The sequence below is a fragment of the Vibrio sp. TRT 17S01 genome (genome assembly GCF_050113695.1).
Lineage (GTDB): Bacteria > Pseudomonadota > Gammaproteobacteria > Enterobacterales > Vibrionaceae > Vibrio.
Genome location: NZ_JBNJOG010000003.1, coordinates 185,370 through 201,987, shown reverse-complemented (window position 1 = coordinate 201,987; position 16,618 = coordinate 185,370). Strand labels below are relative to the sequence as shown.

The following is a 16,618-nucleotide window of genomic DNA, read 5'->3' as shown; positions in this document are numbered from 1 at the left end:
TCGAATGAAGAAAATCGCCGTAATTTTAAGTGGCTCCGGTGTTTTTGATGGTGCAGAAATTCACGAGGCTGTTTTAACGTTGTACGCTATCGAAAAGCAAGGTGCGAGCTGGCATTGCTTTGCCCCCAACATTGAACAGCTTCATGTGATCAACCACATTACTGGTGAAGAAATGGCAGGGCCACGCAATGTGCTTGAAGAGTCGGCCAGAATTGCACGAGGTAACATTGAAGACGTAGCTAAGCTGCACGTTGATGATTTTGATGCACTCGTATTACCCGGTGGTTTTGGTGCTGCGAAAAACCTAACTGATTTTGCGGTAAGCGGTGCAGAGTGTAGCATTAATGCACATGTTGCTAGTGCCTGTCGCGCCTTCGCTCACGCTAAAAAGCCAGTGGGCTATCTTTGTATTGCACCTACGATAATTCCTATGATTTATCCAAACGGAGTGAAAGGCACTATTGGCAATGACGAAGCCACGGCAGCTGCGTTTAATCAAATGGGGGGACAACATGTAAATTGTCCTGTTGATGAGTATATTTACGACGAACAACATAATGTACTTTCGACACCTGCTTATATGCTTGCAGGTAACATTGCTCAGGCAGCAAGTGGCATTGAAAAATTGATCGAAAAGCTCGTCACATTGGCTTAGCATTACTCCAAATAAAGTGACAAAAAAGCACCACACCAGTGGTGCTTTTTTTGTTCTTACATACCTAAAAACAATATATGTTGAAAAAACGATTGCGTTAAATTATTAATTTATAACGATTTTAATTTCACTATATATGCAACCAGATCAACCTCACACTTTAGTTGTTACACATAATTTTCCCCGAAATCAATTGTCACAGATCAAAGTTGAATATCCACTTTATGCCACTCTGGATAACAGTAATCTATAACCAAAATACGGAGCAATCCTATGACAAGTGCTTTTTTCATCCCTACCGTTAACCTAATGGGTGCAGGCTGCCTTAAAGACGCTGCGGACAACATTCAATCTCAAGGTTTTAAGAAAGGTTTGATCGTTACGGACAAGATCCTTAACCAGATCGGTGTGGTGAAACAGGTTCAGGATTTACTAACTGAACGTGATGTAGAAACAGTAGTATTTGATGGTACACAACCAAACCCTACTATCGGTAACGTGAATGCTGGTTTAGAACTTCTTACCGATAACGACTGTGATTTCGTAATTTCACTTGGTGGTGGCTCGCCTCACGATTGCGCTAAAGGTATCGCATTAGTCGCTTCAAACGGCGGTAAAATTGCTGACTATGAGGGTGTTGACCAGTCTGCAAAACCTATGCTACCACTAATCGCAATCAACACCACGGCCGGTACGGCATCAGAAATGACTCGCTTCTGTATCATTACGGATGAAGAGCGCCATATTAAGATGGCTATTGTTGATAAGCACACCACGCCACTGGTTTCTGTTAACGATCCTGAGCTTATGCTTGCTAAACCAGCATCATTAACTGCTGCAACGGGTATGGACGCGCTAACTCATGCGATTGAAGCGTATGTTTCAATTGCCGCAACACCAATTACTGACGCTGTAGCGATAAAAGCGATTGAGCTGATCCAAGCACACCTACGTACTGCGGTTAAAAATGGCGAAGACATTCAAGCTCGCGAGCAAATGGCTTACGCGCAGTTTATGGCAGGCATGGCATTTAACAACGCATCTCTTGGCTATGTTCACGCGATGGCACACCAGCTTGGCGGTTTCTACGATCTTCCACACGGTGTTTGTAACGCAATTCTATTGCCACACGTACAACGCTACAACGCACAAGTTTGCCCAGAGCGTCTGCGCGATGTCGCCAAAGCCATGGGTGTTAACGTTGAAGGCCTAAACGCAGAACAAGGCGCAAATGCCGCTATTGATGCAATTGTTGAGTTGGCTAAGGACGTCGGTATCCCTGCGGGCATTAAAGAGCTAGGCGCTAAGCTAGAAGATATTCCAACACTAGCAGACAACGCGTTAAAAGATGCTTGTGGCTTTACTAACCCTAAACAAGCGACACACGAAGAGATCTCTGCAATTTTTGAATCTGCGATGTAATCAATTTCGTAACGGATAAAGCCTCACAATGTGAGGCTTTTTTATTTGGATGTTACTTTAAAACAAGTGATACGCTTTAACTGAAAACGGATATGTTCTATGCCTTCATTAAACTGGCATGGTAAAATTTACATTGTAAATCCCCGTTATAACAGGGGTTAAAGCAGATAATGCTTATCTAGCGTACCGTTCTAGTCACTATGAAGCTCTTGCCTACGAAAGGCAGCATCACTTATGCAACTTTCAAGCAGTTACAAAGCTAACTAATAGGTATTACTCAATACTTGTTCACATACTATCAATAAAAAGGGTTAGAAATTACTTTCTAACCCTTTTGCACTTTACACCTTACCTAAACGTTAAGGAGCTGCATCCACTTCCACAGGAAGGTAATGCTTAGGCTCCAGTTTTAACCATTCAGGTAAAACCGTACCGATCGAAATGGAAGACCAAGTACCAGACAAAATACCGATGAACATCGCAGTAGCGAAGCCTTCAAGTGCGTTTCCGCCTAATAGCCATAGCGCAGCAACGGTAATCAACGTGGTACCCGATGTGACCATAGTGCGTGAAAAAGTCGCAATCACAGCCTGATCGTTGATTTCTTCCACAGGCTCACTTTGTTTTGCCACCAGCAATTCGCGAATACGGTCCGCGATAATAATTGAGTCATTCAATGAATAACCAAGAATTGCGAGAATGGCAGCAAATACCGTCAAGTTAAACTCCATCTGAGTTACGGCAAAGAAACCAAGTACCAGCACAACGTCATGAAGTAGAGCAAGTAACGAACCACTGGCTAAACGCCATTCAAAACGGAAGCACAAGTAACCCAATATACACAACATAGAGATCAGTAATGCAAGACCACCTTGATCGACCAAATCTTGCCCTACCTGTGAGCCCACCATGCTATTGCTTACCACATCAACATTGTGCGAAATGCCGCTTAGAAGCTGACCTACATCTGGAGCTTCTTGTCCTTGTTCAGGGACTGGGTAGCGAATAATCCAACGCCCTTCTTCATTTGAATGCGTTACAGAGGTAAATTCACCCAGCTCAGGCTTAAGCACTTTTAGCATGTCAGCGCTTGTTAAGGCTTTATCTAACTGAACTTCAGTAACCATGCCCCCTGTAAAATCAAGCCCCATATTGAGCCCTCTCAAACCAAGAGCGACTAATGAAACGATCATGAGCGCGACTGAAATAAAGCCAGTAACGTAACGAATACGACGGATATGTTGTTTTAAAAATTCCACCATGACTTACACCCTTACATCACGACGAGCATCGCGACCCCAAATTAAATTGATGATAGCGCGTGAAGCAAATACGCCACTGAACATACTGGTTAGCAAGCCCAAGCCTAGTGTTAAGGCAAAACCTTGGATAGGACCATTACCAATCGAGAAAAGAATTACCGCGGTGATCATCGTGGTAATGTTGGCGTCAAGGATGGTGCTAAGTGCACTACCAAATCCTTGATCAATGGCTTGAGCAAATGTGCGCCCTTCTGCCATCTTGTCTCTTATACGTTCAAAAATAAGCACGTTTGTATCAACGGCCATACCGACAGTTAAAACCAAACCGGCGATTCCCGGAAGGGTCAATACCGCACCCGGCAGCAGCGCAATCAGACCAAGCAAACAAACCATGTTGATGATCAGCGCAACGTTGGCAACCCAACCCAATCGGCGATACCACAAAGCCATAAAGGTCAGTGTTAATCCCATGCCTAAAGCAAGTGCCGCAAAACCATTTTGAATGTTCTCTGCACCTAATGACGCCCCAATAGTACGTTCTTCCACGATGGTCACTGGCGCTGTTAATGAACCAGCACGAAGTAATAGAGCTAAGTTTTGCGCCTCTTCCATTGAACCTGCTCCCGTAATGCGGAACTGGCTACCAAGTTGAGATTGAATGGTTGCAACACTAATAACGCGTTCACTACGTTCAGTTTCGCCACGAGCATTCGTGGTATATTCACGGTATACCGTCGCCATTGGCTTACCGATGTGTTTACCGGAAAAGTCACTCATCACTTTACCACCCGCGTGATCAAGTGAAATATTAACTTCAGAGAAGCCCATTTTGTCGACACCAGCGCGTGCATTCACAATGTGCTCACCCGTCAAGACTGGACGTTTCGCCAGAATCACATCTCGGCCATCGTTATCTTTCAACACGACATCAGACGCCGTAATACCACGAGATGCCTCTTTTGCTTCATGAAAGGCAAGTGTTGCCGTAGCACCGATAACATTCTTCGCTTGAGATGGATCTTGTACACCCGGTAACTCAATGCGAATGCTGTGTTCACCTTGTCTCTGAACCAGAGCTTCGGTAATACCTAGCTCTTCAATACGATCACGCATGATCTTTAAGTTTTGCTTGATCGTGACAGTCTGAAACTCCGCTTTGTTTTGTTGTGTTGGTTGTACACTGACATAATCTGAGTGGCGTTTTACATCCCAACCTGGGTAGTTTTGTTTGACGTAATTTGCAGCGGTGTTTAACGCATCGTCACTTTTTGCCTTAACTTCGAATCCATCAACACCAGTATCAGCAAACTTAACACCGCGAATGCGTTCTTGACGTAGCATGTCACGCATTTCATCCACCATGGTATTACGTTGCTCTTCAAACGCTTTGTCCACATCAACATTTAGCAAGAATTGAACACCACCACGTAGATCGAGACCAAGTTTGATTGGGTTGAATCCCATCTCGCCTAACCATTTTGGTGCGACTGACACATAAGAGAAAGTGATGCTGTCGCCTTCGCCAAGCAGTTTATCAATTGCCTGACGAGCATGGGTCTGCTCAGTTTCGTTGTCGAACACAAGCGTTGTAACATCGCCTTTCTGTGTGATTTCATCGACGTTGATGTTTCTTTGATCCAAATATCGATCGAGTTCAACTACCGAACGAAGTGGACCAGCTTCATGTGACGTTGTCACCTGAATTGAAGGTTGCTCGCCAAACCATGTCGGAATAGCGCTAAGTGCTAACATCACTACAGTGACGATTAACACAACGTATTTCCATGCAGAATAATGATTCATCAGACGAACATTCTTCGCCTGTCTTAGTTGTTTTTTCTTCATACCGTTATCCCTCGGAAAAGTCCGAGTTAATAAGTTATTTGTTTGATTACGAGAATCGCGGGATAACAAGCTACTGATAACGAGTGACGTAATTTGCTGTTTGCAAACCACCTCCCTTTACCTCAGTTAGCTCGGATTGAAGAAAATTAGTATTGGCTGTTTAACGCAACATAGAGCGCGTTCGTCTCTTTCCAACCGGACAGACGATGATTGTGATAGAAGTAGGCTCCTGTCCATCCTTTAAAGTCATGAACTGGGTAATAATATTGCCGATAAAGTGGTAATGAATCGAATGGATTGTCAGCATCCGAATTCAAAGAGTCATCGTGATCATCAATACTTCGCGGAGGCTCTCCCCAACGATTACTGTTAATGATCGCAACCGCTTTTTCTTTTGGCTCTGAATGTGTTTGAGGTTTGGATTTTGTTGACGCAGTTGTCGTTGGCGACTCATTGGACTGTTCTTTAGCTTTCAGCACCAAATAAGAGAGCCGATAACTTGCATCCGCTTCGCTTTTCTGAAGGTACGACAAAGCCTGTGCGGGCAAAGCCATCACAAGCAAAATCAACCAGAAAAATCTAACGAATGTATGTGCCATTCACATCATCAATAAGGTAAGAACCCGGCCATAGTAAGTAGGAAAGTTCATGACAGCAACAAAAAAAATCTAAAACTTATCTTTTCAATTTTGAGTGGTTATAAACGCTTAGAATGTGTACGACATCCGCATTGGAACGAATTTATTTGTAAAAAGTTTCTCCACTATGAATGTCTAAATAAATTTTGTTTGCCTGTTTCAGTCCCCCACAATAAATAAAGTACACATCTCTTTCTTTATAACGAACTGAACGTACCCACCCTCCTAGTTCTTCGAAATCTTCGGGAGTACATGTTTTTTCAGTCAGCAGGTCTTCAGTTTTCTTGATAAACATTTCAAAGTGCTGTTTAAAATCGTCGGATTTCTCAATGTATGCAGTGACGGTTTCTTTACGCTCTTTTTCTGTAATGATAGGGGCGACTTCAAGTAAAGCCTTCATAGGAACCCACTCAGCGACTTCCGGTCCGCCTTCCTCATACACATAGTAAGGGGAAATTCGGCCCCAACCGTCTTTCTTTTCTAGAATATGCAGTTTGTCACCACGATACACCACACTCTCTATGAAGGCTTCATGGTCGGGGAACTCACGCACACCCAGTTTAGGTGGGCTGACGTAATAGTCTGTAACCTCTGGCTTTGGTGGTTCTTGTTCCTCTTCTTCTTCGATGATTGGCGTGATCTCTTCTTCCTCGACAGTTTCAAGCGCTTGGTCTTGCTGTGGTTTGAGGTAAAACACATAGTAGCCGCCTCCGGCACACGCAATGCCAACAAGCAACAATACAATCATCATTACTTTTTTCATTTAAACTCTGTCCTAGCCCACTTCCTATCACTCTATATAACTATAACGGCAGCAATCACTTTTGCTTTACCCACCAGCACATTTTCATTTCGGGTTTAACGCTAAAACGCCAAGACCGGAATAAAATCAAAAAATTTCATCAATATTTTCGAACAACTTGTATAAAAATTAGTGATAGAACGTGATTTGAATCACACCTAATATACCTCTCAAGCGCTAACCAAGCGCAGAAATAAAAAACATATAACTTTATTCAAAAGGAAATAAACTATGAAAAACGTAATCTCAACACTAACGCTTGCCGCTCTATCTTCAGCATTTGCTTTTTCTGCATCAGCTAGTGATTTAGAGTTAAAAATCAGCACATTTGATTCTTCAGCGCGTGCAACTGTACTAAAGGATGGTCAACCAGTTTCAGGCGTACCTGTAACAGTGACTGGCTCAGGTACACAAACCTATACCACTTCAGAATCCGGCTATGTTAACGTTTACAACCTTCGTAACAACGGTCGTACTTTTACATTCGAAATTACTGATGATGAAGGAAACACAATCACTGAACGTCGTTTTGTCCGTGGAGATAGCTAAGTCTAGGTACGCCTAATGTATATCCTTAGTTTCCCCAAAGTCAGTAGAGGGATTTACTGACCAGAAAACGACTCAGAGAATAATGTCTATGCGATATAGTTCTAAAGCCTGCTTTCAGTCAATGGATGGCGAAGCAGGCTTACGCTTTTTATTCCCTCTCATGCCTTCTTGACACCCCTTTATCTTTGACTCGGTTTATACTCTTACTATCTTAGTTATTGATTACTTATTATGAACCGATTAGAACTAGTACTTGTTGGCTCAGTTTTATTGTTCTATTCACCTAACATTCTCTTTGCTAAACATTGCTCGCAGCGAGACTGGAACCAGTTGCTACATAAGCAACAATACATCGATCGTCTGTATAACCAACAAGCCATCAGTTTCAATCAATCTCTTAATGAACAACGTAACCAAATTCTGATCCATAAAACGTTTTCACCGAAAGAAATTGACGCATTACTTTCTGTCGAAAATTCAAACAAAAGAGAAATGTTGCTTAAACAAGCTGAATCAGCATTAGTTACGGCTGCCGATTTATTGCATCAACACGAGAAAATGTCTGAACAGCTTCCTTCATTCATCCAGCAAGCCAAACAATGGCAAACCATGAGTACACACTGCCAAAGCGCCGATAAACAACTCAACTCAATTGCCGCTCAAAAATACGTACTACACAATCAAGCACTCATAAATGACGTGCAGGTATTAATGCAAAAATATGAGCAGCTAAGAGAGATCTACCTCACCGAATACCAAGCATTGCGGAAAGCAAAGAATCGTAATAACTAGTCTGAGGAAGCAACAAACAACTCATCGCACTTGGCTGCACATATAAAGTCGTTTTTATGCAAGCCTTTAATGGAATGACTCCACCACGTTACTGTCACTTTGCCCCACTCAAGAAGGATCGCGGGATGATGAAATTCATCTTCAGCTAACTGAGCGATTTGGTCAGCAAAAGCCCACGCTTTTTTAAAATTTTTGAACTTATATACCTTCTCTAACTGAGGGATCTCATTTCTCTCAATAAGAGACCAATTATCGAGTTCATTCAAAAGGCTGTTGCGCTCATTCTGTGTTAACGCAATCGCATCAATACTGCATGCCTCACAACGCAGTTCATTTAACATTTATTTCTTCCTTAGTTTCAAATAATGGAGGGAGTAAACCGGCAGACATGGCTTGGTGGACTTGTTGCAGTAAGTCGACCTGACTAAGCTCATACAACGCTTCAATATCATTCAGTACATAGTAAACAGGCTGCATGATGTCGATTCGATAAGGCGTTCTTAATACGCGTTGAATATCGAAAGTCTGTCTTTGTGCTGTTTGGCTATCCAGTGAATACACCGTTTCTCCCGGTGACGAGATAATCCCGCCGCCGTAAATTTTTGTTTCACCGTTTTCACGCACTAAACCAAACTCAACCGTAAACCAATACAGCCTCGCCAAATAAACACGTTCTTTTGCGGTTGCTTCTTTGCCAATTTTTCCATAAGTATGGGTAAATTGAGCAAAATCTGGATGCGTTAACATTGCGCAATGGCCAAATACCTCATGGAAAAAATCAGGCTCTTGTAAATAGTCAAACTCTTCCCTGCTTCTTAAAAACGTTGCGACGGGGAATTTTTTCTCCGCAAGCAAACCAAAAAAGCGGTCAAAGTTAATCAGCGCAGGCACTGGTTCAACTCGCCATCCTGTTTGCTCAACCAGCACTTGATTGATATCTCGCAGTTGCGGAACCCTATTCGTTGGCAAATCCAACATCGCAAGCCCATCGAGATAAGGCTTACATACTCTGTCACCAATCAATGAAAGCTGCCGCTTCATCAAGTCGTGCCAAATGTGATTTTCACTGTCACTCCAGTTAATGAAGCCGTTATCATTCATAGGCTTAGATTGATACTTAGTCATTACGTAAACCTTTTACAACCCGTTTACAATTAAGCCTATCCACTGGTGTTTCACCTGCCAATAGTCAAGGTAATATCAAGCCCAAACCAAATGTAACATTTATTTTACATTCTGCGTTTTTCTCTATATTTTTCAGCCATATGTTTCCCTGCTCCAAGTTTGACTTTGAGTAAAAAAGCATCAAGACTTAGAAGGATTTCGCGGAATTTTGACGAGGAATGTCATGCCTAACACACAACCTTTGTGGACACCTAGCCGCTCACGCATAGAAACCTCCAACCTTTATCAGTTCATCCAGCATATCAACATGCAAGGGGAAGCTATTTCCGACTTTAACGAGCTGCACCAATGGTCTATAGATTCAAAAAAAGAGTTTTGGTTAGAAATTTGGCAATATTGCGATGTGATTGGTTTTAAAGGCGACTGCATCCATGGAGAAGGCATTGCTAAATGGGGTCAATTTTATTCAAGCCGTGATACCATTTGGTTTCCACAAGCCCAGCTCAACTACGCGGAAAACCTACTTTCATATGCCTTCCAAGAGCCTGAACGAACAGCTATCTGGTTTAAAAACGAACGGGGACAAAGCCGAAAGCTGACATGGCAACAGTTGTGTGATCAGGTCTCGATTCTTCAACAATGGCTAAAGCAAAATGGGGTTGAAAAAGGTGATGTCGTCGCGGGTTACCTCCCCTACTTACCAGAAACGGTTGTCGCGATGCTCGCCACGACAAGCCTTGGTGCGATTTGGACATCAACATCTCCTGATTTTGGTGTCGAGAGCGTCATCGAGCGTTTTGGCCAAGTTCAGCCAAAAATCCTCTTCTGTTGTAATGGTTACTCTTTCAATGGGAAGTCATTTGATATGGTGGAAAAAAATCGTCAGCTTGCTGATGCCCTTTCCAGTATCCAAAACACCTGTCAAATCGACTACCTACAGGCCACACCACAAGATGCATTTTACAATGAAACATTTTCAGACTGGGAAGCCATACTGGCTAGCTATATCCCACGCGGATTAAGGTACGAACGTGTTGGGTTTAATGATCCTCTGTTTGTACTTTACTCCTCTGGAACAACGGGTAAACCCAAATGCATCGTTCATTCTGTTGGAGGAATCATCCTTAATCACTTGAAAGAACATCAACTTCATTGTGATATTCAACCCTCAGACTCCGTGTTTTATTACACAACATGTGGCTGGATGATGTGGAACTGGCATGTCTCGGCTCTTGCCAGCGGAGCGACACTTATTATTTATGACGGAAGCCCAATGTATCCAATGCCCGGCGTATTGTGGGAACTGGCACAAGAAGCTAATGTCAGCTTGTTTGGCACATCAGCGAAATATCTCGAGACGCTACAAAAAGTCAATTATTCACCCAGCCAGTATTACGCCTTACCGCACTTAAAAACGTTATGCTCTACCGGATCCGTACTTTATCCAGAACAATTTGATTTTGTGTACGCCAATATCAAAGCGGATCTCCACTTAGCCTCTATTTCTGGCGGTACAGATATTTGCGGCTGCTTTGTCCTCGGTAATCCAATCTCTCCGGTATTTCGTGGGGAATGCCAAGGCCTTGGACTGGGTATGGATGTGCAAGTATTTGACGAGAGCGGTCATTCTATTCGAGAAAAACGAGGAGAGCTCGTTTGTGCCAATAGTTTTCCTAATCAACCTATCGGGTTTTGGCATGATGATGGTGAACGCTATCATCAAGCGTATTGGGATAAGTTTGAAAACGCATGGCATCACGGAGACGATGTCGAGCTTTCACCGAACTCAGGGATGATTTTCTATGGGCGAAGTGATACCACTTTGAATCCTGGTGGTGTACGAATCGGAACATCAGAAATCTACCAACAGGTAAATCAATTCGATGCTGTGCGAGATTCAATCGCAGTTGGACAAGCATATCAAGGGGATGAGCGTATTGTGTTGTTTGTTGCTTTGAACAACCAACAAAAGCTAACAACTGAACTCTCTGCTCAAATAAAAGCACAACTTAAAGCACATTGTTCACCTCGGCATGTTCCTGCTGAAATATACGCCGTTAGTGATATCCCTAAAACCAAATCCGGCAAATTGGTTGAACTGGCGGTAAAGCAAGTGATCCATGGAAAAGAAGTACAGAACAAAGGTGCAATTGCCAACCCGGAAGTATTGGATGAAATTGCTCAACTGTTTATATAACAACAAGTATATGGCAACAAAGCCCTGAAACACGTTCAGGGCTTTGTATTGTAATCTAAGTCAAATGATGCGGATGCTTTATTTGGTACCGACACCCATCACTACTTTTAGTTTGCCTTCCGGAGTTTCAATTTCAAACGGAGTTGAAATAGTCACCTCGTTGAAACCCACACTTGAAAGCACACGCTCAATCTTATTTGCTGTCAGTCCTTCGCTGTCATTTTCAGCTAACCAATCCCACTGCACAAACTGGCCGCCTTCATCGAGCAAAGAATAAACGATATCCATAACATCAGAGTAATTGGGTAAAAAACCACAAACGGACGAAGCAATAATTAGGTCAAATTGTTTACGAAACGCAGGATGAAGTGCAACTAACCCACGAGAAAGCACATCAACAACAGGTTCGACGTTTTCTAACTGCTTGTCGTCTAACTTCTCAATCATTGCTTCAGAGCTATCAAGAGCCACAATATCTTTGGCAAACGGAGCCAATTTCTGACTCATTAGACCCGTACCACAACCAAAATCTAGAACGTGTTTACCTTTAATACTAACTGCTTTAGTTAACGAATCGAATGCACTCTCAGCATATGTGTGCGTCGCTTGATTCGCTTCCCATTCTGCAGCGTATTCGTCCCAGTTTGTCGCCATTATGATCTCCCTATTACTTCTTGTATCAGGCACCCACCAAGAGTAAACCAAAACCTATGTGTCTTCATAGTCTTATACCAACATTTCTTGGTGTTTTGGTATAAGATACACTCGTTAATGCAGTGAAACTAATGAAGTTACTATGAACCTTTCTCAAATCGAAGCGTTTTGTCATGTTGCAGATACTGGCTCAGTGTCAGAAGCAGCACGCCAACTTGAATGTAACCGTACCAAGCTCAGCATGGCAATTAAAGCACTGGAAAAAGAGCTAGGTATTGAACTTTTTGTTCGTTCTGGGAACCATCTAGTACTTTCAGAGGCAGGAAAAGCCATTTACAAAGATTGCGAAAGTTTATTGGTAACGTCATCAAGAATTCGACAAACTTGTGCGCAAGCTTCTGGAGAGTTCAACGCCGAGCTATGGATAGCACGTGATGACTCATTACCTGATGACATGTGGCTAGATTTAGCGCACCGCCTTAACGATCAATTTCCCGCTACATCCGTCAATATTGTTCTGGCATCAAGTGGTGATTTAGCCAACCTAGTGGCCACTCACCAAGTCGATTATGCATTCGGCGTTGACTACGAAAGAATTGACGACCCTCAACTCACCTATCACCCGTTAGGCAAGATCCGAATGATGTCGGTGTGCAAATCAGGGCATCCGCTTACTCAGTTAAGACGAGTCTCTGATGAAGATTTACGCAAGCAATTACAGGCTGTGATGGTTTATCTGAACGAAAAAGACAATCCTGAACTTCAACCGATGTCCCTGAGACACATCGGTTTTTCAAGCTTCGATTACATGTTGAATACCATTCTTGCGGAAGACGCGTGGGGAGTATTGCCTGAGCCCCTTATTCGTCATTACCTTCGCCAGCAACAACTCGCTGTAATTAAACACACTTATGGTTTGACTCAAGAGGACTACTGCATGTTCACGGCATCAGGGCGTGCGGAACACCCAGGCGTCTCTTGGTTAGCGGATCGTTTAAACGAATATCTGTTTGATTTTTAGAATCAAAGCCATATGCCATACGCAATTAATCACTGAGCGTCAATAATAATGACACCGCAATATCTTCTTAACCAGTTGTTTTAATTAAACTTAGTCATACACACTCATTTCTCAGGTTATTTTTAACACAGATCATATTTGTCAATTTCGCACTAAAAGAGAACAATATAGATATGTTCAACAGCGAGTATTTAATATGTGTGCCAGGACAAGCTTAAATGAAAAACGAATCCTTACCGTCTCAGCCCTTTTAGCTTCTGGGTTTGCGGTTGGAGGGCTTGTGCTCGGTCTACTCGTTGGTTCTCTGGTTATTGTTTTCGACGGTGCTTATTCGCTCGTCAGTTTACTGTTAACTTTATTGTCGCTCGCGGTTTCTCGTTATATCCAAAAGCCTAGCCAACATCATTTCCCTTTCGGTAAAGCCGTACTTCAGCCTGTCGTTATTGCGATTAAAGGGGCGGTGATTCTCTCAGTGGTTGGTTATTCGCTTTACTCAGCGGTTTTAGCCATGTTTAGCGGCGGTCGTGAGGTCGATGCGTCTATCGCGACATTGTTTGGCGTTATTAATGTAATCGGTTGTGGTTACGCGTGGTGGTACATTGCCAAAACCTCTAAACGCTTTTCTTCAGGATTAATTGTTGCTGAATCAAAACAGTGGCAAATGGATACGCTATTAAGTGTGGCTGTGACACTCGGCTTTATTGCCGCTTGGTTGGTCACGTTATCACCATGGGCTCACTATTCTGTTTATGCCGATCCAATGATGATGATTCTAATGTCGTTTTACTTTATTAAAGTACCTTTCGACATGCTAAAAGGCGCAATGCGTGAACTCTTGATGATGGCGCCAAGCAAAGAAATTCGCCGTACAGTTAAGCAAGAAGTATCAGCTCTGGATAGTCAGGTGTCTCAACATATTGAGCTTGCGGGCGTAACGAAGGTTGGCCAAGAGCTAAGAGTTAACTTGGATGTATACACTAAAGATGACAACGTTGAGGTTGCTGAGTTAGATAAAGCGCGTCGAGTGTTAAAAGACAAGCTATCGAAACTCTCACTTGATTTGCATCTAACGATGAACATTGCCAATTAGTCAGATTAGAAGATAAAAAAAAACACCGACATGATTGTCGGTGTTTTTGTTTTAATGGTTATTTACGTAATGCATTGAGCTTCGCTTGAGCAATACCAAAGATGGTATCAATTGGATAGCTGCCCTCATCACTCGGCTCTCCCGCCGCTTTCCCTGTAAACAGCTCAATGGCCTCGGTTACATGGTCAATCGCCCAAATATGGAATTCACCACGTTCAACAGCTTTCACGATATCCGGCCGTAGCATCAAATTGTGAATATTCGAACGAGGAATAATGACCCCTTGCTCATTAGTACGTCCTTTGATCTCGCATACATCAAAGAATCCTTCAATCTTTTCGTTCACACCACCAATAGGTTGTGCTTCACCAAATTGGTTCATAGATCCCGTAATTGCGATATCCTGACGGTTGGGTTGTTTAGAAAACGCAGACACCACGGCACAGAACTCCGCCATACTCGCACTATCACCATCAACCCCACCATAGGATTGCTCAAAGGTAATCGTCGTGGTTAATGGCACACGAGCGGTACGGCCAAACACGGAAGATAGATACGCAGTTAAGATCATCACGCCTTTCGAGTGAATACTGCCACCTAAATCAACGCTTCGTTCGATGTCGATTACATCACCTTCACCATAGCAAGTTGTTGCCGTAATGCGGTTTGGCGCACCAAACATATACTCGCTGGTGCTTAAAACAGAAAGCGCGTTCACTTGCCCAATCGCATGTCCGTCAGTGCGAATCAAAGTGGTTCCGTTGATAAACCCTTCCATAACACTGTCTTTCAAGCGACTAACTCGCATTTCCTGATTACTCAATGCTTCTTCGACATGGCTCGAGCGAATCATATTCGAGTTTGCTTGGCGCGCAACGTAATTAGACTCACGAAGTAAATTCGCAATGTGAGCTGAATGGAGTGACAATTTATTCTGATCACCAGCTAAACGAGCGCTGTGTTCAATGATCCGTGCCATCGCCTTTTTATCGCAATGCAACATGCCATTGTCATGCACCACACTGGAAATAAAGCGTGCATAATGCAATTCAGAGTCAACAGTGCGCTTCATTTCATCTTCAAAATCAGCGGTTACACGGAAAAGCTCGCTAAATTCTGGATCGTAGTGTTGCAGTAGCTGATAAGTACGATAATCACCAAACAAGATGATTTTCACATCGAGTGGAATCGGCTCCGGATCCAATGAAACCGCACCGGTGAGTGTGACTTCTTTTTCTAAGGAAGTGAAACTCAGTTGGCGAGCACGCAATGCACGTTTTAACCCATCCCAGACATATGGCTGTTCGAGTACCTTCTGTGCATCCATCAATAGCACGCCGCCATTTGCTTTGTGCAAACTGCCCGGACGGATCAATGAGAAGTCAGTAAAAACCGTGCCTTTAAAGGTCGCTGTTTCAATATATCCAAATAGAGAATGGTAGTTTGGCGTTTCTTCCACGACAATCGGAAAGCTGTCATCTTTACGGCTTACTAAAACGTTAACTTTGTATCTTCTTGGTAGTTTCTTGTCTAGAGAAGCGTTTGCGATCTCCGCTTGCTCACTGCCCTGCTCCAAGAAAATATCTGCATTTTCGACGATGTCTTTTTGCAGATCCGTTAAATAACCTTTGATTGCCGGATACTGGCTGTAATCCGTTTTGAGTTGTTTGATAAAGTGGGCAATCACATCTAATGTGACATCATCATTCAGCTTTTTAATTTTTTCGCTGTAGCTTTCTTCCCACTCCGTCAACTGGCGCGCCATATTGCGTAGCTGTACTTCGAGCTCATCAATAGCGGCACCAAATTGCTCTTGCTCTTTTTTCGTCAGTTCTTCAAAGGACTCTTCGGTATGTTGGTCTTCCCCATTCATTGCAACAAACTGATAGTCACCTTGAGGTGTGATCGTCAAACTGATGCTTTTCGATTTTGCATCGCGACTGATTAATTCAAGCTCGGCTTCTTGTTTTTGGGCTAACTGGTTTTTCAGTTTGTCAGCGCGACTAAAATACAGTTCGTTATCAAACGCTAGAGGCATCGCATTAACCAATTTAGACACCAACTTTTCAATGTCTTGTTTTAGTTTAGCGCCAACGCCACGCGGCAGCTTAAGCACTTTCGGTGTACGTGTATCATCAAAGTTTGAGACGTAACACCAATCAAATAGAGAGTCCGCTTCATGCTGATGACGATTAAGGTAACGAAGGATCATGGTACGTTTACCTAACCCATTTTGCCCAATCGCATAGATGTTGTAGCCTTTCTCTTTGATCGACATTGCGAACTCTACCGCTTTCTGAGCTCGCTCCTGACCGACAATCTCGTCAATGGGAGCCAATTCTTTGGTCGACTTACTTGGCAGAGTTTCTAAATCCGTATCCAGATATAGCTGGTCTGCCATCAATCTTTGTATCGCCATCACTCCCTCCTTATTTTAATTATGGGTTGTGGTTCCTATTCATTGAGTCTAGATGACTTTCATTTAAATTTTAGTGACTTACAGCCAAATCATGTTTAAGTGCTCAAATAACCATCAAATCCAACTTAATTGAACAATTAAATGATA

At 43.0% G+C, this 16,618-nt stretch carries 15 protein-coding genes; 7 read left to right on the top strand and 8 right to left on the bottom strand.

Annotation, left to right across the window (positions count from 1 at the left end; translation table 11 throughout):
- The first annotated feature begins 4 nt into the window (after positions 1–4).
- Together elbB and yiaY are read left to right on the top strand one after the other, a co-directional pair.
- The gene (gene elbB, locus ACQEXS_RS06455) at positions 5–655 is read left to right on the top strand and encodes an isoprenoid biosynthesis glyoxalase ElbB (RefSeq protein ID WP_427013222.1); all 651 of its coding nucleotides are present in this window, start codon (positions 5–7) and stop codon (positions 653–655) included.
- 273 nt (positions 656–928) lie between these two features.
- Positions 929–2,077 carry an L-threonine dehydrogenase gene (gene yiaY / locus ACQEXS_RS06450; RefSeq protein ID WP_427013221.1) on the top strand — a complete coding sequence of 383 codons (1,149 nt, stop codon included), beginning with the start codon at positions 929–931 and terminating at the stop codon, positions 2,075–2,077.
- 359 nt (positions 2,078–2,436) lie between these two features.
- Here the strand turns inward: yiaY and secF are convergent, their stop codons facing one another.
- From secF to ACQEXS_RS06430, 4 genes are all read right to left on the bottom strand, one after another.
- Positions 2,437–3,339, bottom strand: coding sequence for a protein translocase subunit SecF (gene secF, locus ACQEXS_RS06445; RefSeq protein WP_427013220.1), 903 nt, complete (start codon positions 3,337–3,339; stop codon positions 2,437–2,439).
- A 3-nt stretch (positions 3,340–3,342) separates the two neighbouring features.
- Positions 3,343–5,184: a protein translocase subunit SecD gene (gene secD / locus ACQEXS_RS06440; protein WP_427013219.1), complete on the bottom strand. Its 1,842-nt coding sequence runs from the start codon at positions 5,182–5,184 to the stop codon at positions 3,343–3,345.
- 146 nt (positions 5,185–5,330) lie between these two features.
- Positions 5,331–5,783 carry a hypothetical protein gene (locus ACQEXS_RS06435; protein WP_427013218.1) on the bottom strand — a complete coding sequence of 151 codons (453 nt, stop codon included), beginning with the start codon at positions 5,781–5,783 and terminating at the stop codon, positions 5,331–5,333.
- A 142-nt stretch (positions 5,784–5,925) separates the two neighbouring features.
- The gene (locus tag ACQEXS_RS06430) at positions 5,926–6,585 is read right to left on the bottom strand and encodes a hypothetical protein (protein WP_427013217.1); all 660 of its coding nucleotides are present in this window, start codon (positions 6,583–6,585) and stop codon (positions 5,926–5,928) included.
- Between the two features lie 270 nt (positions 6,586–6,855).
- Between ACQEXS_RS06430 and ACQEXS_RS06425 the strand changes: the two genes are divergently transcribed.
- A complete protein-coding gene (locus tag ACQEXS_RS06425) occupies positions 6,856–7,173 on the top strand; it encodes a hypothetical protein (RefSeq protein WP_427013216.1) in 318 nt (105 codons plus the stop codon).
- A gap of 231 nt (positions 7,174–7,404) precedes the next feature.
- A complete protein-coding gene (locus ACQEXS_RS06420) occupies positions 7,405–7,965 on the top strand; it encodes a hypothetical protein (RefSeq protein ID WP_427013215.1) in 561 nt (186 codons plus the stop codon).
- Here the strand turns inward: ACQEXS_RS06420 and ACQEXS_RS06415 are convergent.
- Together ACQEXS_RS06415 and phhA are read right to left on the bottom strand one after the other, a co-directional pair.
- A complete protein-coding gene (locus tag ACQEXS_RS06415; RefSeq protein WP_367989671.1) occupies positions 7,962–8,306 on the bottom strand; it encodes a 4a-hydroxytetrahydrobiopterin dehydratase in 345 nt (114 codons plus the stop codon). The two genes, ACQEXS_RS06420 and ACQEXS_RS06415, sit on opposite strands and share 4 nt — an antisense overlap.
- Complete coding sequence (gene phhA, locus ACQEXS_RS06410) at positions 8,296–9,090, bottom strand: phenylalanine 4-monooxygenase (RefSeq protein WP_427013214.1); 795 nt, start codon at positions 9,088–9,090, stop codon at positions 8,296–8,298. The genes ACQEXS_RS06415 and phhA overlap by 11 nt, the downstream gene beginning before the upstream one ends.
- Before the next feature lie 223 nt (positions 9,091–9,313).
- Here phhA and ACQEXS_RS06405 point away from each other — a divergent pair, with 223 nt between their 5' ends.
- Positions 9,314–11,287: an acetoacetate--CoA ligase gene (locus ACQEXS_RS06405; RefSeq protein ID WP_427013213.1), complete on the top strand. Its 1,974-nt coding sequence runs from the start codon at positions 9,314–9,316 to the stop codon at positions 11,285–11,287.
- A gap of 78 nt (positions 11,288–11,365) precedes the next feature.
- Here the strand turns inward: ACQEXS_RS06405 and ACQEXS_RS06400 are convergent, their stop codons facing one another.
- A complete protein-coding gene (locus ACQEXS_RS06400) occupies positions 11,366–11,941 on the bottom strand; it encodes a class I SAM-dependent DNA methyltransferase (RefSeq protein WP_427013212.1) in 576 nt (191 codons plus the stop codon).
- 142 nt (positions 11,942–12,083) lie between these two features.
- Between ACQEXS_RS06400 and ACQEXS_RS06395 the strand changes: the two genes are divergently transcribed.
- Complete coding sequence (locus ACQEXS_RS06395) at positions 12,084–12,962, top strand: LysR family transcriptional regulator (RefSeq protein ID WP_427013211.1); 879 nt, start codon at positions 12,084–12,086, stop codon at positions 12,960–12,962.
- A 196-nt stretch (positions 12,963–13,158) separates the two neighbouring features.
- On the top strand, positions 13,159–14,052 hold the full coding sequence (locus ACQEXS_RS06390) for a cation diffusion facilitator family transporter (protein ID WP_427013210.1): 894 nt from the start codon (positions 13,159–13,161) through the stop codon (positions 14,050–14,052).
- A 58-nt stretch (positions 14,053–14,110) separates the two neighbouring features.
- Here the strand turns inward: ACQEXS_RS06390 and ACQEXS_RS06385 are convergent, their stop codons facing one another.
- Positions 14,111–16,471: a Lon protease family protein gene (locus ACQEXS_RS06385; RefSeq protein ID WP_427009698.1), complete on the bottom strand. Its 2,361-nt coding sequence runs from the start codon at positions 16,469–16,471 to the stop codon at positions 14,111–14,113.
- Between the last annotated feature and the right edge of the window lie 147 nt (positions 16,472–16,618).